The 16,550-nt window shown below is 45.1% G+C and carries 10 protein-coding genes; 8 read left to right on the forward strand and 2 right to left on the reverse strand.

The annotated features are described in order from the left end of the window. The first annotated feature begins 270 nt into the window (after positions 1 to 270). From MiSe_RS07235 to MiSe_RS07265, 7 genes are all read left to right on the forward strand, one after another. Complete coding sequence (locus MiSe_RS07235) at positions 271 to 3,696, forward strand: hybrid sensor histidine kinase/response regulator (protein WP_226576731.1); 3,426 nt, start codon at positions 271 to 273, stop codon at positions 3,694 to 3,696. A gap of 71 nt (positions 3,697 to 3,767) precedes the next feature. Continuing rightward, entirely contained in the window at positions 3,768 to 4,010 is a 243-nt protein-coding gene (locus MiSe_RS07240; RefSeq protein WP_226576734.1) for a hypothetical protein, read from the forward strand. A gap of 119 nt (positions 4,011 to 4,129) precedes the next feature. Further along, positions 4,130 to 4,912: a PEP-CTERM sorting domain-containing protein gene (locus tag MiSe_RS07245; protein ID WP_226576736.1), complete on the forward strand. Its 783-nt coding sequence runs from the start codon at positions 4,130 to 4,132 to the stop codon at positions 4,910 to 4,912. A gap of 167 nt (positions 4,913 to 5,079) precedes the next feature. Then, positions 5,080 to 7,833 carry a beta strand repeat-containing protein gene (locus MiSe_RS07250; protein WP_226576739.1) on the forward strand — a complete coding sequence of 918 codons (2,754 nt, stop codon included), beginning with the start codon at positions 5,080 to 5,082 and terminating at the stop codon, positions 7,831 to 7,833. Between the two features lie 378 nt (positions 7,834 to 8,211). Continuing rightward, on the forward strand, positions 8,212 to 8,466 hold the full coding sequence (locus MiSe_RS07255; protein WP_226576742.1) for a hypothetical protein: 255 nt from the start codon (positions 8,212 to 8,214) through the stop codon (positions 8,464 to 8,466). Positions 8,467 to 8,474: 8 nt separating this feature from the next. Next, positions 8,475 to 8,915: an HNH endonuclease gene (locus MiSe_RS07260; RefSeq protein WP_226576745.1), complete on the forward strand. Its 441-nt coding sequence runs from the start codon at positions 8,475 to 8,477 to the stop codon at positions 8,913 to 8,915. Between the two features lies 1 nt (position 8,916). Then, entirely contained in the window at positions 8,917 to 11,592 is a 2,676-nt protein-coding gene (locus tag MiSe_RS07265; RefSeq protein WP_226576748.1) for a CHAT domain-containing protein, read from the forward strand. Between the two features lie 574 nt (positions 11,593 to 12,166). On the opposite strand, the gene MiSe_RS07270 is transcribed toward MiSe_RS07265, so the two are convergent. Then, positions 12,167 to 12,991, reverse strand: a complete 825-nt coding sequence (locus MiSe_RS07270) for a DUF928 domain-containing protein (RefSeq protein WP_226576751.1) — start codon at positions 12,989 to 12,991, stop codon at positions 12,167 to 12,169. Further along, positions 12,958 to 15,363, reverse strand: coding sequence for a CHASE2 domain-containing protein (locus MiSe_RS07275; RefSeq protein WP_226576754.1), 2,406 nt, complete (start codon positions 15,361 to 15,363; stop codon positions 12,958 to 12,960). Before MiSe_RS07275 ends, MiSe_RS07270 begins: the two co-directional genes overlap by 34 nt. A 482-nt stretch (positions 15,364 to 15,845) precedes the next feature. On the opposite strand from MiSe_RS07275, the gene MiSe_RS07280 reads away from it, so the two are divergent. Then, positions 15,846 to 16,253 (forward strand): HetP family heterocyst commitment protein, encoded by a 408-nt coding sequence (locus MiSe_RS07280; protein ID WP_226576757.1) that lies wholly within the window; start codon positions 15,846 to 15,848, stop codon positions 16,251 to 16,253. Positions 16,254 to 16,550: the final 297 nt, after the last annotated feature.

Consider the following 16,550-nt stretch of genomic DNA (forward strand, 5'->3'; position numbering starts at 1 on the left):
GATTTCAGATGGCAGATTTAAATAAATCTTCAATCTGCCATCTGAAATATAAAATCTGCTATTCCTCCAATTTACTCAATCTGAAATCTCAAAGCTGAAATCTCAAAGCTGCTATTCCTCCAATTCCCTCAATCTGAAATCTCAAAGCTGAAATCTAAAATATGCTATTCCTCCAATTCCCTCAATCTGAAATCTCAAAGCTGAAATCTAAAATATGCTATTCCTCCAATTCCCTCAATCTGAAATCTCAAATCTGAAATCTAAAATCCAATGAGCTACGATACCGACATTCGCCAACAAGCTTACCAGTACTTCGTTCAAGAAGCACCCGAATTATTGCAAGCACTTGAACAAGATTTGTTTAGTCTGGCAGAAGAGCGCACTATTGTTAAAGTACATAACCTGATGCGGACAACTCATACGCTTAAAGGTGCTGCTGCCAATGTGGGGTTAGAGACAATTAAAACAATTGCTCACCACTTGGAAGATGTATTTAAAGCTCTGTATAATCCGGATGTAGTTATTGATGCAGAGTTAGAAGCGCTGCTGCTGCAAGGTTATGAATGTCTGCGCTTACCTTTAATGGCAGAAATGACGGGGGGTTATGTTAATAATGATGAAGTAACGGAACGGGCAGTTTCTGTTTTCGCTCAGTTGCAAGAGAAATTGGGAGACTATTTCGATCGGGAAACTCCTATCCCGACTTCTGTTGAATTGGGGTTTGATATTACCCAATCGATTTTTGAGGTGGGTGTAAAGCAACGCCTGGAAAGTTTAGCAGCGGTTTTATTAAATAATTCCGATCCGACACAAGTAGCATCGGCGTTGCGCGAGCAAGCGGAAATATTTGTCGGGTTGGCAGAGTCTTTAAATTTACCGGGGTTTGGCGCGATCGCATCGCGCACCCTCGCCGCCTTAGACGCTCATCCCCTCGACGCGCATCGGGTGCTAGAAGTCGCGCTCAAGGACTTTCAGGCAGGGTGGGATGCGGTGGTATCAGGCGATCGCACCTTTGGTGGAGAACCTTCTTTAGAATTACAACAATTAGCCGAAACAATAGAAGAATTTCAAACTGCAGACAATTCCGAATACTTAAATCCCTTTAAAACTTCCTTTTTCGATTTAGTTGAATTTAAAAGTCTAGAAGATACCGAGCGAATTGAGACTAATTTATTTGCTAATACATCTCAGGCTAATGACCCCGTTATAATTGAGGATGACCCCTGGGAAATTGAAGATAATTTCACCGAAAGCGATGGAGAATATGAAACGTTTGATTCGGAAAAATATGGTTATTTAGATGAATCGGAGATCGTAATTGAGATAGAAACAGAAGATTTTCCCGAGTCAACTTTAGCGCCAAACGATGAATCAACAGAACTAGAAATTGAAGAAATTTTAATTGATAGCAACGTCAGGGAAATTAAGCATGGGGAATTATCTAACTGCGGGGATGAATCAAAGGCAGGCATAGCTCCAGAAAATACAGAAGATTTAGATTTATCAAAATCTGCTTTGCCACCCAGTTTAACTGAGGTTTTTGGCAACTTTATAGAGAAGGCTGAAGATGCTGATTCAAAAACAGAATCTGCTCCGGAATTGCCAAATGAAAATAAAGATTATAACTCCAATCTGCCATCACTTAACACAGCGCCATCTAACCCTATCTCAAGTTTAAAATTACACCCATCTCCAGTTCCCAATTCCCCACCAAAGGTTAAAATTCCCCGCTCGATTGTGCGGGTTGATTTAGAGTTGCTAGAACGCCTCAGTCACATGGGGGGAGAACTGTTAATCAACCACAACCGACAAGCTAATATTAACGAACAATTGCAAGCAGCGCTCGCGCAACTACGATGGCGTCACAGGCGACACCAGCAAACCACCAATCAACTGCGCGATTGGTCGGATCGCCTACTCAGTATCCAAACAAATAATACCAAAGAAAATTTCCCCAATTACCAATTACCCATTACCCATTACCCATCACCCATTACCAGTAACTTTGATTCTTTAGAGTTAGACCGCTACAGCGAACTTCACCTGCTGTTGCAGTCACTCTTGGAAGAAATGGTGCAACTGGAAGAAGCTAGCGACTCGATCGATTTATTAACAACGCAATCAGCGCAAATTTTAGAAAAACAGCGCCGCCTGTTAAATACCGTGCAAGACGATATGCAGGAGGCCAGAATGTCTCCCTTGGGAGACATTTTTTCCCGTTTTTCTCGACTGTTGCAACAACTCTCAATTGCTCATAAAAAACCAGTCCAGTTGACGCTCTTGGGGACAGATGTTTTAGTCGATCGATCCCTGACAGAAAAGTTGTATGACCCCCTATTGCACTTAGTCCGCAACGCTTTCGATCACGGTATTGAACCTGCTGAAATTCGCGCTGAGCGGGGGAAAGAATCAACAGGTAAAATTGAAATTCGCGCCTATCATCAGGGGAATCAAACGATTATTGAAGTCAGGGATGATGGTGGGGGAATAGATTGCGATCGCGTCCGTCAGCGTGCGGTTGAACTCCATTGGATGTCTGCGGAACAAGCGAGCAATTTATCTGAAGACGAAATATTAGATTTATTATTCCAGCCGGGATTTTCTACCGTTTCTAAATTAAGCGATCTTTCCGGGCGAGGTGTTGGGCTAGATGTTGTCCGCACCCAGATGCAAGCACTTTCCGGAGCGGTTATCGTTCGATCTCAACCTCAAAAAGGAACTACATTTTTATTGCAGTTTCCGCTTAGTCTGACGATGGCTAAGTTGATGATTTGCGAGGCGGGTGGTGCTGTTTATGCTTTGCTATCCGATGCGATCGAGCAAATTTTAATTCCCAAATCTGACCAAATTAAACACAATAACGGTCAAAGAGTTTTGCACTTGAAACAAGGCGGTATTCAAAGCATCGTTCCCGCGTATACTATGACCGATTTGTTAGGAATCAGCAGCAAAGAACTATCGAGCGCTAAAAACGGACAGCAGAAAAATCCGATGTTATTGCTGCGCCAACGTTCTCAGACCGGGTTATGGGAAGGAGCGGAATTGGTAGGGTTAGAAATTGACCAAATTTTGGGCGAACAAGAGTTAGTTATTCGACCTTTGGGGAAAGCGATCGCACCCCCCAGTTATGTTTATGGTGGCAGCACTTTAGCCGATGCTCGCCTCACTCTGGTAATTGATAGTACAGCTTTGGTAAATAGTTGGCTGAATCAACTCGGTGGGAAATTGCATATTTCAGATTTTAGATTTCAAATTGAAAGTAAAAATTATGCTTTAAATTTGCAATCTGAAAGCTCAAATTTGCAATTAAAGCAACTTCCTGCCGCTAAAGTTGTTTTGGTCGTCGATGATTCAATTAGCGTGCGGCAAACTTTAGCGCTGACCCTGCAAAAAGCTGGCTACAAAGTGCTACAAGCACAGAACGGTCGCGAAGCGATACAGCAATTGCAACACCATCCCGAAATTCGCTTGGTTATTTGCGATATTGAAATGCCTTCGATGAATGGATTTGAGTTTTTAAGTTATTGTCGTCAGGATGGGGTATTAGCCAAGTTGCCCATTGTTATGTTGACTTCTCGCACGGCGGAAAAACATCGCTGCTTAGCTTGTGAATTGGGAGCTTTGGGTTACTTTAACAAACCGTTCAGAGAAGAGGAAATTTTACGCGCGATCGCTGCTTTGATCGAGCAAAATTAGCGTTATACGCACCTACCCAGAAACCCGGTTTTGCTAAAAAACCGGGTTTCTTTACAGCGGATTGCACTCGTATGAGGTACACCTTTGTTTGTCAAGCGCGCTGCCATTTTTGCTGCGCGCTTGACAAACAAAGCCTGAAGGCTGTACCTCACTCGCTTGCAATCCGCTGTAACGGTAATCTGCGTGCGATCGCTGTGGGTTACAGAAGTTTGCAGCGTGCGATCTCTCTTGCTAGTGGAGAAGATGAAGATGCGATCGCTAAGTATTTATTCTGTTTCCCCTTTGTATTCGGGAATATATGTAAAATTTTGTGACTAATAATGCGTAAAACTACGGAAACTGAATCAGAGTAGTTTATAAAGGCATCAGCACACCCTGTTAGCGCTGGCTGTGACGGGTTCGGCTCAAACAGTGAAATTTAGGAGGAAATTCAATGAGTTACTCAATGAAGGCGAAATTAATGATAGCCGTGACCTCAGCTACGGTGCTTGGAATGTCAGCTTTTATGGAACCGGCAGCAGCGCAGCGGGTAACAAGTGGTAATACGTACTTCAACACAGGAACAGATCAAGAGAGTGTTATAGCTAAATTTAGTTTGATCGCTACAGGAGAAGATGGTCAATGTACTTTTGATGCGGTAACAGAATCACCCACCACATGTCTTTTTACTGGAGCTATCCAAAACTATACTCTTGGGTCAGGAAGTCTTAGGGATGTTGATCGTAAGATTCGCGTTGATAGTGAAGGAAATTATATTAGCGGCGTTTTTAATGCTAGGGAAGTCTTACCTGGTGTGGGAAATTTGAAGGCAGATATTAATCGAAACAATTCGCCAGCAATTTTCGCTGGTAGGGAATTTATTCAATATAGTATCGTTGCTCCAGCAGGAAGCAATCAGAATACTTTGGTATATGGACTAGATTTCTTAAACCCAAACTTCAGCATACAAAATGCATTCCGCCCAGCCGACCTAAAATTGCCTGTTGATTTTGATAAAGATGCAGCCATTAAATCCTTATCATATATCTTGGATAACAACCTTTTAGGTTTGACAGAAGGTATCGGAATCGGAGGTAGTCTTAACCAGATTGTTTTGCGGGAAAAATTTGAGCAGGGTGTCCCTGTTGCTTCTCTCCCAGAACCTAGCTTCACTCTAGGGCTTTTGGCAGTTTTGGGTGCAGGGTCATTGCTGAAGCGTAAAATAAAGCAGAGCTGAACAGCTTAAACGGTCAGGACTTACGCACGACGAGACCAAAAACCCGGTTTCTTCGTCGATTTCTCGTTGACAAACCAACGATTTTTCCTAGAAACCGGGTTGCTTTGCGTAAGTCCTGACGGTGAAACAATCTGTCCAGTTACCTTTTTAGCCGACACCCTGAAATTATGCAGCAATCTTCCCTCAAATTTTGGTTGTTTAATGGAGGTTTTCTAATTTATTTGCTAGCCTCTCAACCAACAGCGGCGCAGATTGTTCCAGATGCCACATTGCCCAATAATTCTATCGTCTCGCCCAATTGCACTAACTGCGAAATCACAGGTGGTACCACCGTTGGCAACAATCTGTTTCATAGCTTTGAGCAATTTTCCATTCTCACAGGTGGTACTGCCTATTTCAACAACGCTGTGACGATTGAGAATATCATCAGCCGTGTTACGGGTAAGTCGGTTTCTAACATTGATGGGTTAATCCGCGCTAACGGTGCAGCGAATCTGCTTCTAATCAACCCCAATGGAATTATTTTTGGCCCTAATGCTTCCCTAGACATTCGCGGTTCTTTTGTGGCAAGCACCGCTAATAGCCTGAAATTTTCTGATGGTACGGAGTTGAGTGCCACAACAACTCAGGCTACACCGCTACTCACCGTTAGCGTACCTGTGGGTCTGGGATTTGGAGCAACGCCTGGGAGAATAGTTAATCGAGCTGCTCTAGTCGATACCAACCAGAATCCAGTTGGTCTTCAGATTCAATCCGGGAAAACCTTGGCGCTTGTGGGAGGTGAAGTGTCGCTGGAGGGTGGTTTCCTGACAACACCTGGGGGACGAATTGAGGTGGGAAGTGTTGCCAGCAACAATTCAGTTAGTCTAATTCCAACAAACCAAGGTTGGGTACTCGGCTACGAGGGCATCCAAAACTTTCAGGACATTAGCCTATCCCAAGCTGCTTTTATCGGTAGTAACAATTTTAGGGGCGCTGATATCCAGATTCAGGGAAGGCAGATCAGACTTACTGAGGGGAGTCAGGTTAATTCCGTTACTCAAGTGCCTCAAGCAGGAAATTTAAAGGTGGGTGCTTCCGAGTCAGTAGAACTCGTAGGTGCCCCAACAGATTTGTTTCCCACAGGTCTGTTCTATCAAGTCCGAGGGGACGCCACAGGCGAAGGAAGAACGCTAACAATCGAAACCGGAAGGCTGAGGGTTCAGGGCGGGGCACAAGTATCCACTGGCACGTCTGGCACAGGTAGAGGTGTGGACTTGAGAGTAAGTGCCTCAGAGTTAGTAGAACTGGTAGGCAACTCACCAACTCGTAATGAGCCAAGTGGTCTGTTTGCCCGCGTTAGAGAGGGAGCCACGGGCAATGGCGGAACCCTAACGATCAAAACAAGAAGGCTGATTGTCCAAGATGGGGCACAAGTATCAAGCGATACTTTTGGCTCTGGTCGCGCCGGAGATTTGAGTGTAAGCGCCTTGGAGTCAGTAGAACTGGTGGGCAGGACGCAAGATAACGAAGCTAGTGGTCTGTCCGCATCTAATCAGGGTGAGCCAGAAGCTCCTGGCTTTCCCGTACCTACGGGTGATGCCGGGGATTTAGAAATTACAACTCGACGGCTGGTTGTTCTGGGTGGGGCACAGATATTAACGGTTGCCCGAAGTGGCGGACAAGGGGGAACTTTGACCATCAACGCCTCTGATTCTGTCCTTCTGAGTGGAACCGGACCGAAACCGGAGTCTGAAGAAGGTAGAAGTGGTATTTTTGTGTCGGCTGAATCAGGGGCTAACCGTCAGGCAGGGGAATTAAACATTAGCACTGGACAGTTAACGGTCGAAGATGGTGCCAGAATATCAGCGGATAATCTTGGTGGTCCAAACAATATAGGAGGAAATGCAACCTTAAATGTCAGGCAGTTGATTATTCGGAACGGAGGACAAGTTAGGGCTGGCTCTTTTGGCACAGGTCCAGGCGGTATTTTGAATGTAAACGCTACTGAATCTGTACAGGTTATTGGTTCAAGAATCATTGGTTCTACCACTGTTCCCAGCGAGTTGTTCACTGAAGCTCAATCTTCTGGAGACGCTGGCAACTTAAACATTACTACCAGGAATTTAAGCGTCCGAAATGGAGCGCAAGTCACTGTGAGCAGTACAGGTTCAGGACAGGCGGGAGAGGCGGGTACATTGGTAATAAATGCTCGCTCTATCCAACTGGACAACTCTGGAAGTATTAGCGCTGATACCAAAGGAGGTGGAGGCGATATCACAGTGACTTCGCCCTTTCTGATCATGCGCCGAAACAGCAGCATCACCACCAACGCAGAGGGAAGCAATATCCCCGGCGGCAACATCACCCTCAACACCGATATTCTCGTTGCTTTAGAAAATAGCGATATCAGCGCTAATTCTAAAGAATTCCAAGGGGGTAATGTCACCATCAACGCTCAAGCCATTTTTGGCACGCAACCCCGCGATGCAAAGACGAATGAGAGCGACATTACCGCGACTGGGGAAACTAAAGCAGGCACGATAATCATCAACACTCCCGATGTTGACCCCAGTTCCGGATTAATCCAATTGCCAGAGAATTTCGTCGATGCTTCCAGTCTAGTTGACCGTCGCTGTTCGCCTTCTAATCGCGCCAGTCGCTTTGTAGTTACGGGTAGCGGCGGTTTGCCTTCGAGTCCAATTGCAGTCCTCAGCGGTGACGCGATTGATGTTAATTGGGTTACTCTTCCCCAGGAGAAGGGCAGGGGGGCAGAGGAGCAGAGGAGCAGGGGGGCAGAGGAGGATAATTTTATCGTTGGCTCGCGCATTGTAGAGGCGCAAGGATGGGTTAAAGGCCCCAACGGCGAGGTGATTCTCACCGCATATCCGCCTACCGCCACGTCCCATAATTCTTGGCAAAGGCCAATTGAATGCCCTTAACCCATAACTCGCTTCGCCCATAACCCGCCAGGGAATAAATTCCCACAGCGAGTAGCCAAAGTCCGTTAAAACGGACTGAAAACCATCGATTCCCAATACACCTCTCCAAAAACTACCCTCTATGGCAGGCAGGATGCCCACCCCACAAGAGTTGTTGCAGAAGTTTAATAGTCGGTTTTAACCGACTTAAGCTATTAGCCAGGGAATTTATTCCCTGGCGGGTTGGGAGGAAATGCAACACGATCTGCGTTACCAGGCCGGAGCCTGGTAACGAGGCGACGAGGCGAATCGAAGCGGATTTGGTATCAATTGTATAGCGGCAGAATTAATTCTGCCGCTATACAATTATATATGCTGTACTTCACGAGGTATCCGAGCGTGACTGTAGCTACCAATATCCCCAAAGCCTACGCAGAAATCGTTGAATTTTTTGCCGCTGGAACCACTCCCCAAAGCATTATCGATTTTCAACTATCCGATGAAGGTAAAGAGTATATAGAAGACCTGATTTATCGATATAAAACAGAAGGTCTGACAAAGGATGAGCAAAAAGAATTAGACCAATTTTTGGTACTAGAACACCTGATTACACTAATTAAAGCCCGCGCTCATTCGTACATCAAGGAGGGGTAATTGTTGTCATGTCTCGTCCTTACATTAATGCAGAAATTCGACGTTTAGTTGCCCTCCGCTCGGATTATCTCTGTGAATACTGCCTAATTTCAGAGGCAGACAGATCGGGTTATCAAGTTGACCATATTATTAGTGTAAAACATGGTGGATCGACAACAGCAGATAATCTTGCTTATGCTTGTGTTTTCTGCAATCTCCAGAAAGGAACCGATCTAGGCTCAATTCTTTGGCGGACTGGAGAACTTGTCCGGTTTTTCAACCCCCGCAGAGACTTTTGGGGCGATCATTTTCAACTCAATGAAGCTGTAATTCAACCCCGGACAGATATTGGAGAAGTAACGGCGCGTATTCTAGAGTTTAACAGCGATGACCGTCTTATAGAGCGCCAATTATTAATCGCAGTTGGTAGGTATCCTTCAGCGTCTGCGCTACAACGTATGACTCGGTAATATGGTTAAGAAACGGTCTGGATTTTTACCGATTCTGTTGCGACGGGAAAATGCGATCGCGCAGCGTCTCCCCAGGAGAATCGCGCCCCCTCTGATGCTGTTTTTGGCTATATTATTGGGCGGCGCTTCATTGCCGAGTTTCGCCCCTATTGTTGCGGATTCCATCGGTGAAAGTGTATCCGATGCCGAAAAATTAGTTGATTTGGGCAGAAGTTTGTACTCAGCTCAACGATATGCGGAAGCAGCGACAGTTTTGCAACAAGCAATCGCCGATTTTAAAGCGAATGGGAATGAATTGAAGGGCGCGATCGCCCAAAGCAATCTCTCGTTAGTTTATCAGCAACTCGGACAGTGGGATTTGGCAGAAAATGCGATTGCCCAAAGTCTCAATCTATTACAAACTGGCGGAAATACAAGCAACGCACAAACTCAAATTCTCGCCCAAGCTTTAGATGTTCGAGGGCGTCTATATTTGCTGCGGGGACAAGGGGAAAATGCTCTCAATACCTGGCGACAAGCATCTAATATTTATGCAAGATTGGGGGATGAAACTGGAGTAATCCGTAACCGCATTAACCAAGCGCAAGCTTTACAAGCTTTGGGACTTTATCATCAAGCGCAGAACACTTTAACTGAAGCGAATCAAAGTCTGCAAAAACAACCAGACTCGCCGCTGAAAGCGAAAGGATTGCGGAGTTTGGGGAATGTTTTGCGAGTAATTGGCGATTTAAAACAATCCCAGGAAATCTTAGAGCAAAGTTTGGCAGTGGCGAAGCGATCGCCATCTCCCCAAGATATTAGCGCCGCCCTACTCAGTTTGGGCAATACCGCCCGCGCCAGAGCAGATATTCCAACTGCTTTAACATTGTATCAACAAGCAAGTGAGGAAGCAGTTTCAGCGAGCGAACGCATCCAAGCTCAATTAAATCAGTTAAGTCTCTTAGTTGAAATCCAGGGTAGCAGGGGAGCAGGTGAGAATTCCCCATCCCCAATTACCAATTACCAATTACCCATTCCCAATATAGAAGCTAACCTGAATAATCTGCCTCCCAGTCGAGCAACAGTTTATGCCAGAATTAATTTAGCTCAAAGTCTAATTCGCCTCAAACAACAAAATTATACAAACGCTCCAGCAGAGTCGGAAATTGCTCAAGTTTTGGTGGCAGCAATTCAACAGGCGAAAAGTCTCCAAGATCAACAAGCAACCAGTTATGCACTCGGTATTCTGGGGGAATTATACGAAGTCGCTCAACAGCGTTCAAATGCTCAAGAAGTTACCCAGCAAGCTTTATTTATCGCCCAAACAATTGATGCCAAAGATATTGCTTATCGTTGGCAATGGCAAATGGGAAGGTTGCTGAAACAGGAGGGGAATATAAAAGGAGCGATCGCAGCTTACACCGAAGCGGTAAACAACCTCAAATCTATCCGCAGAGATTTATCTGCTGTCAATCCTGATGTGCAATTTAACTTTCGCGATGAAGTCGAACCCGTATATAGACAGCTGGTTGATTTGCTATTGCAATCCGAACCAAGTCAAGAAAATCTGGTTCAAGCTCGCAATTTAATTGAATCTTTGCAATTAGCAGAATTAGAGAATTTTTTCCGGGCAAGTTGTTTGGATGCTAACCCAGAACTCATCGACCGAATTGTCGATAAAGAAGACAAAACAGCAGCGGTTATCTATCCGATTATTTTAGGCGATCGCCTAGAAGTCATCCTCAAATTACCCACTCAAGAAAAACTCCGCCATTACGTAAGTTATAAATCGCAAAACGAAATAGAAACAACCTTAGAACAACTGCGACAATCCCTGTTAGATGTGACTCAAACTTCTCAGGTTAAGCGGCAATCTCACCTGGTATATGAATTGTTAATTCTCCCGATAGAATCAGAGTTGGCTAATAGCAAAATCAAAAATTTAGTGTTTGTTCTGGATGGGTCATTGCGGAATATTCCGATGGCAGTACTCTACGACAAACAACAGCAGAAATATTTGGTAGAAAAGTATGCGATCGCTTTAGCTCCAGGTCTACAATTAATACAAACGAAACCGCTGCAAAAACAACAATTGCGCGCCCTAACGGGTGGAGTAGCTGAGGGACGCGAAATCGAAGACCGCAAGTTTCCCCCCCTGGGAAACGTCAGGATTGAACTAGAGAGAATTCAGTCTGAAGTGTCTAACAGTGAAGAACTGTTGAATCAAACGTTTACAATAACCAACCTACAAAACCAACTCAAATCGACTAACTTTTCTGTCGTTCACATCGCAACTCACGGCGAATTCAGTTCTAATCCCGAAGCAACTTTTATTCTAACTTGGAATCAACTCCTGAAAGCCAGAGATTTTGATAACTTACTGCGAGTTAGTAACCAAAATCTTTCTAACACGATTGAATTACTCGTCCTCAGTGCCTGCAAAACTGCTCAGGGAGACAAACGAGCTGCATTAGGATTAGCTGGTATTGCTGTACGAGCAGGCGCGCGCAGTACCCTAGCAACTTTATGGTCAGTGGACGATGAATCCACTACCAAACTGATGAGTCGCTTCTACCGAGAGTTAAAGACTGGAGTGAATAAAGCCGAAGCACTTCAACGCGCTCAATTAGCTGTTTTTGCCAATGAAAAACGACCCTATTTTTGGGCATCTTACGTGTTAGTAGGAAATTGGCTGTGAACTGCCCATCGCTACAGCGGGTTGCACTCGGATGAGGGATGAGGGAGATGATGGAGATGAGGAAGTAGAAACAATTTCTTCCCTACCTTCATCACCTTCCCCATCTTCCCCATCTTCTATAGTGGAGACTTATATCATGTCCGCGAGAGATCAGTTGTGTATAGTTGATTGTGCGAAAAAGCGTTTTTTCTCCCCCAGCTCCCCCATCCCCTTTGCTCCCCCAGCTCTCCAAACGCAACCGATGCAACCGGACACGATATTACACCTACTTATATCATGTCCGTTGAATCACCCGTAATAAAATCTCACCAGGTTGCCGCACAGATACCCCGCATGTAGGGGCACGGCATCTTTAAGTTATTTGTATCTGCCAAAATATCTCGGATGTTCCCTACAACCCGATCTAAGAAACCGGGTTTCTTCGCAGATCTCTAGTTCTCTTGCGACGATTTTTCAGAGAAACTTTGGTGTTTGCGTAAGTCCTGATTACCTATCTCTTCTTTTCTATTACCTCTGTGTTCTCTGTGCCTCTGTGGTTAGTTAATTAGATATTCTTCTGACGCGAAGGGAGTAGTTAAAAACTATAACGCTGAACAATCGGTTCTTGAGCCAGGTCTTCCAAACCAACCCCTATTAATAGGTTAGCCCAATCCTGAACCAACCTAGCATTGCCTGCATCGGTGCGGCGGAGGTCAGCTAAATTGGTTAACGCATCGTACCAAATATTATTAGCAGCATAGGCAATATACTCGCTTGATTGTGCTGCTTTTAACTGACTCTCAAGTTCCGGGGTCAGCGCCACCCGTTCTACCCAAACATCAACATAAAAATTATCAGATGTTTGCTGCGGATTGCCACAATAAACTTTGAAGTACCAATGATATTTCTTGCCTATTTCTAAAGAGTATTGCGGATTTGGAGGCAGGCTGAGACTAATAACACCAGACTTTTCAGGCAGAGTCAGAGGTGTGCGGTACACATCATTTTCTTCACCATTTTGCGACACCTGCAACACAAACTCTCCAGCGCGCAGGTTCGCTGGTAACTCAGGAACATAAACCCAAAAAGTTGGACGATCGGCAACTGTTAATGCCAAAAAAGATTTCGACTCATCGAGTACGTTTTTGCCGTTAACCAGCTTCCAAGTTTCTTTACCAAGCACCAAAGCAGTCAGAGGTTTATTCAATTCTGGGCAACCATCACGACTGGTTCCTCCTCTGCGACGACCTGTGGGTGCGCCGTCACCGGGGGGAAATCGCACCTGCGCCACGACAGAGTTACTGACCGATCGGGCAACCTGCGATCGCACCTGTAGAGGGCTACTAATAAAAGTAGCGAGTGCTAAAGCGATCGCAAAACCCAATCTCACTTCCTGGAAAACAAACTTCTTCCTAGCCATAATTCAGCATCCAAAGGTCTACTATTATTGACAAAAAGGGAACTCCTTGTAGACCACCACACTAATGCTACTTCAGTCGCTAATAAAGCCAACGCCGATGGAACGAAGGGCACCCACCCAGCTGCTGTAAAGATGATAAAGCAAATCCCAAAAAGCATTCCTAAAGTGACAACTCCGGCTAATCCAAGACCCAGTGGCTGTCGAATGCACAGTGCTAGCATTCCTCCCACCAACGCCCATCCCCATACCCAAAAAACTTCCACCCACTCAGGCCACCACCACAACAAAGGTCTACGATCCAAAACAGCACTCAGAATCTGACTCACCATCTGCGCTTGCACAAACACCCCTGGAATTAAAGTTTGATTCGGCGGCGCATTAACGCTGTAGGGAGTTTTCCATTGATCGGCAGTAGTTGGCGCAGTAACGCCAATCAAAACGATCCGATTCTTCACATATTCCCTTAATTCAGGGTTAATTCGGTTATTCAGAATATCTCTGAGAGAAATCTGGGGGGCAATGTTTTGTAAAGAGCGTAGGGAACGATAATTAAGCAACACTTGATAACCCGATGCATCCACTCGTTGATAGCCGCCAGATTGGGATTTTAATTTCTTAAAAACAACATCGCCAATTTGCAATTCCCCCTGCTTCGTAAATTTGGCCTCTATGCTTTGTGCATTCAAATAATCAAGTGCCATCTGGAGACTAAAGGCATTATCTGCGGCACAAGGAGATGTTAGGGGAGGCATTAAATGCAACAAATGGCGACGGGCAATTTCATCATCATCTGCCACAAAATCGCTAAAACCCAGACGTTTTTTTGGAACTTCAGGCGGGGGAGGATTGCCATCTGGTGCGCCATCTTCAGGTGCAGAAACTTTGCATGTAGCAAACAGGCGTTCGTCTTGCCGCAAGCGAGTTGCTAAATCTGGATAATCGGGGTCTACAGAAAAATCGCGATAAATATCAATACCGATAGTTCTTGGTTGATACTGTTCTAATTTTTTCAATAATTGCGCGAGTGCATTATCCGATAGCGACCAGCGCATCTTCATTTTCTGGCGAATTTGATACTGAATATCCGCTTCATCAATTGTGACTATCAACAAACGCGGATCTTGGCTTTCAATCGGTCGCAACTGCATTAGATGATCGAAAGCCTGCAATTCCCATTTCTGAAGCATTCCTAAGTGTCGCACACCCATTACCAAAGCAGTTACCGCCACACTCGCTAGTAACACCGTCCTCCAATTAAGGCTGGGTTCTGGTAAGGGGGGCCAAGTTGGTGGTTCTTCAGCGGGGTTTTGAAAAATGACTGGTAACCAACTCGCACAAGGACATTTTTCCTCTATTCCTTGCAGCCTTTGTCGCGCTTCTCTTACCGCAGTATATAAAGATTTTCCACCCGAAAAAGCTGCTATAAAATACTTTAAGAATGCTTGAGCGATCGCATCCGGCACCGGCTCTCGCATTACAATAGTTTGCGGAATATGCAAATCGAACAGTGCCTGCGCCAAACCCAAACCATCGCAGGAGTTTAAAATTGCCAGCTTCAAACCGCCAGCCATGGCATTTTTGAGCGCATGTTTCAATTCCGAAATGGTTAAACTCCTGGTTTGATTGATATAAATTCGTCCGCTTTCCCCATCTGAATAGCTGAAACTGTGACCCGCGAAAAACAGGATATCCCAAGGCTTAGCCCAAAGTTGGTCATTCAGTTGCGAGCGCTCAGGTTCTACCAAAAATTTTACTTCCGCCTCAGGTAATTTCTCTAAAAAACTCCTATCCCGCTCAATATTAATACCTTTACTATTGCCAAGTATGGCTAAAATCCTGACTTTATCGCCTATTTTTTGGGTCGGCGTTTTGTTGGTTGGTTTATACTCTAGCGCACTCAAAGCAACTTCCGCATAGGGATAATCCTCAAAAAAATCCCAAAGATGCCAAGGGAGTCGCCGCAACAGTTTATCATCGGTTTCAATAATGAATCGAATTTCCTCTGAATGACCTAAGTGCGTTCGTAATCGATTGTTGATGTTGCGAAACTGTTCCGAATTTAGCCAATCATTGATTTTCTTTGAAAACTGCTGGCATAAATCGTTAAACTTTTCAGAGGAATACCCAGTCTCGTCAGGCACATCTTCAGGAAAATCGAGTAGTTCGAGACGGGGAAGCAAATCTAAACATTGATAAGACGCCGAATACTGCAACTGCCAATCTTTGTAGAGTGAGGCAATTTCTGGTGCTGGTGGTAAACTCGCTATAAACTGCATCGACGCGGTGGAAGTCGCCTGCCAAAGCTGCGCCGTAACGGCGGGAAAGCCGTTTTGCAAGTTACCATGTCCCAAGCTCAAGACTACTTTACTCATTGGCCTGTGACTACCAGCCGTCTGATCGCAAAAGTATCCGTTGTTTTGAATTTACCACTTAGAGCGCCACTTGTCATAAAGCCTTCATAATCAGGACTTACGCGCAAGTTCCCGGTTTCTACAAAAAATCGTTGGTTTGGTTGCGAGAGATATGCATACCCTAGCTGGCGCGAACGACGGTCTCACCTTTGTTTCTGGCCTGGTCGTGCGTCAGTCCTTCCTCCGGATATCCAGAATAAACACCTACGAGCGTTTCTCAGCCTCAACAGCCAGAGTTTTCTGCATTATTTACATAAATTAATATTTGGAGTTTTGCATAAAACCCTGGGTGTTTGACCGGAGTTATAGATATAAGGAGGACAGCGCCACGGGATCAAACCAAGACGATCTGTACGACATTGAGTCATGACGAGCGAACTCGCTTGACTCAAAAACCTAATTTTATCAACTCCCAATCCCGAATTTAACAGGAGTAAACTTTCATGAATAAGCAATTCTCCTCTGACAATACGCTCGATAAATTCCTGACTGACGAACAGTTCGAGCAAGTTGTTGAAGCCATTCGCCAGGAAAAGTATGCTTGGGCTTGTGTTTTAATCTTCCGCTTCGCTGGCTATAATCCTCTCCATTATATACCTTACCGCACTTACAAATTTATCCTAAAAGCAACAGGTCAAAAGCGCCAAAGTCATCAAAATAAACCCGATAGCATAGCTCGGGTTAATTCAGGGGGTGTTACTAACAATGACAGAAGCTACGATCCGAATAATTTAGGAGCGCTCGCCGATTTAGAGTATTTGGAAATAGCGAGCGATCGCCAAACCGAAATCAAAGGCGGTTATCGAGAACTACCGTTGGATTTATCCCACTGGTATTATTTGTCCGAATAAGTGGGTCAGAACTTACGCTCATATTCCGGGGTTCTGTGAAAAATATTCGCTTTGTCGGGGCACGGCAAGCAGAAAATGTTCGCTTGTACAGAATATTTCGCCCACCGTGCCCCTACGCTACAAACCCGGTTTCTAGGATCGTCGTGCGTAAGTCCTGCTATTGCTATCGAGCAAGCGTACGCTCTCCTGCACGCAAGAGGAACGTAGGGGCGCGTACGCTCAACTTACCATCACCTTTTTATAAGTGCTGTCTCTATAAACGCTCAACAGAGATGAACCGATAAGCAGATGAACAGG

It is taken from the genome of Microseira wollei NIES-4236 (genome assembly GCF_020521235.1).
Lineage (GTDB): Bacteria > Cyanobacteriota > Cyanobacteriia > Cyanobacteriales > Aerosakkonemataceae > Microseira > Microseira wollei.

What these genes read in the sequence shown, in the direction of transcription:
- MiSe_RS07235 (WP_226576731.1), top strand. Translation starts at nt 271, where the DNA reads ATGAGCTACGATACCGACATTCGCCAACAAGCTTACCAGTACTTCGTT.
- MiSe_RS07240 (WP_226576734.1), top strand. Translation starts at nt 3,768, where the DNA reads ATGAGGTACACCTTTGTTTGTCAAGCGCGCTGCCATTTTTGCTGCGCG.
- MiSe_RS07245 (WP_226576736.1), top strand. Translation starts at nt 4,130, where the DNA reads ATGAGTTACTCAATGAAGGCGAAATTAATGATAGCCGTGACCTCAGCT.
- MiSe_RS07250 (WP_226576739.1), top strand. Translation starts at nt 5,080, where the DNA reads ATGCAGCAATCTTCCCTCAAATTTTGGTTGTTTAATGGAGGTTTTCTA.
- MiSe_RS07260 (WP_226576745.1), top strand. Translation starts at nt 8,475, where the DNA reads ATGTCTCGTCCTTACATTAATGCAGAAATTCGACGTTTAGTTGCCCTC.
- MiSe_RS07265 (WP_226576748.1), top strand. Translation starts at nt 8,917, where the DNA reads ATGGTTAAGAAACGGTCTGGATTTTTACCGATTCTGTTGCGACGGGAA.
- MiSe_RS07270 (WP_226576751.1), bottom strand. Translation starts at nt 12,991, where the DNA reads ATGGCTAGGAAGAAGTTTGTTTTCCAGGAAGTGAGATTGGGTTTTGCG.
- MiSe_RS07275 (WP_226576754.1), bottom strand. Translation starts at nt 15,363, where the DNA reads ATGAGTAAAGTAGTCTTGAGCTTGGGACATGGTAACTTGCAAAACGGC.
- MiSe_RS07280 (WP_226576757.1), top strand. Translation starts at nt 15,846, where the DNA reads ATGAATAAGCAATTCTCCTCTGACAATACGCTCGATAAATTCCTGACT.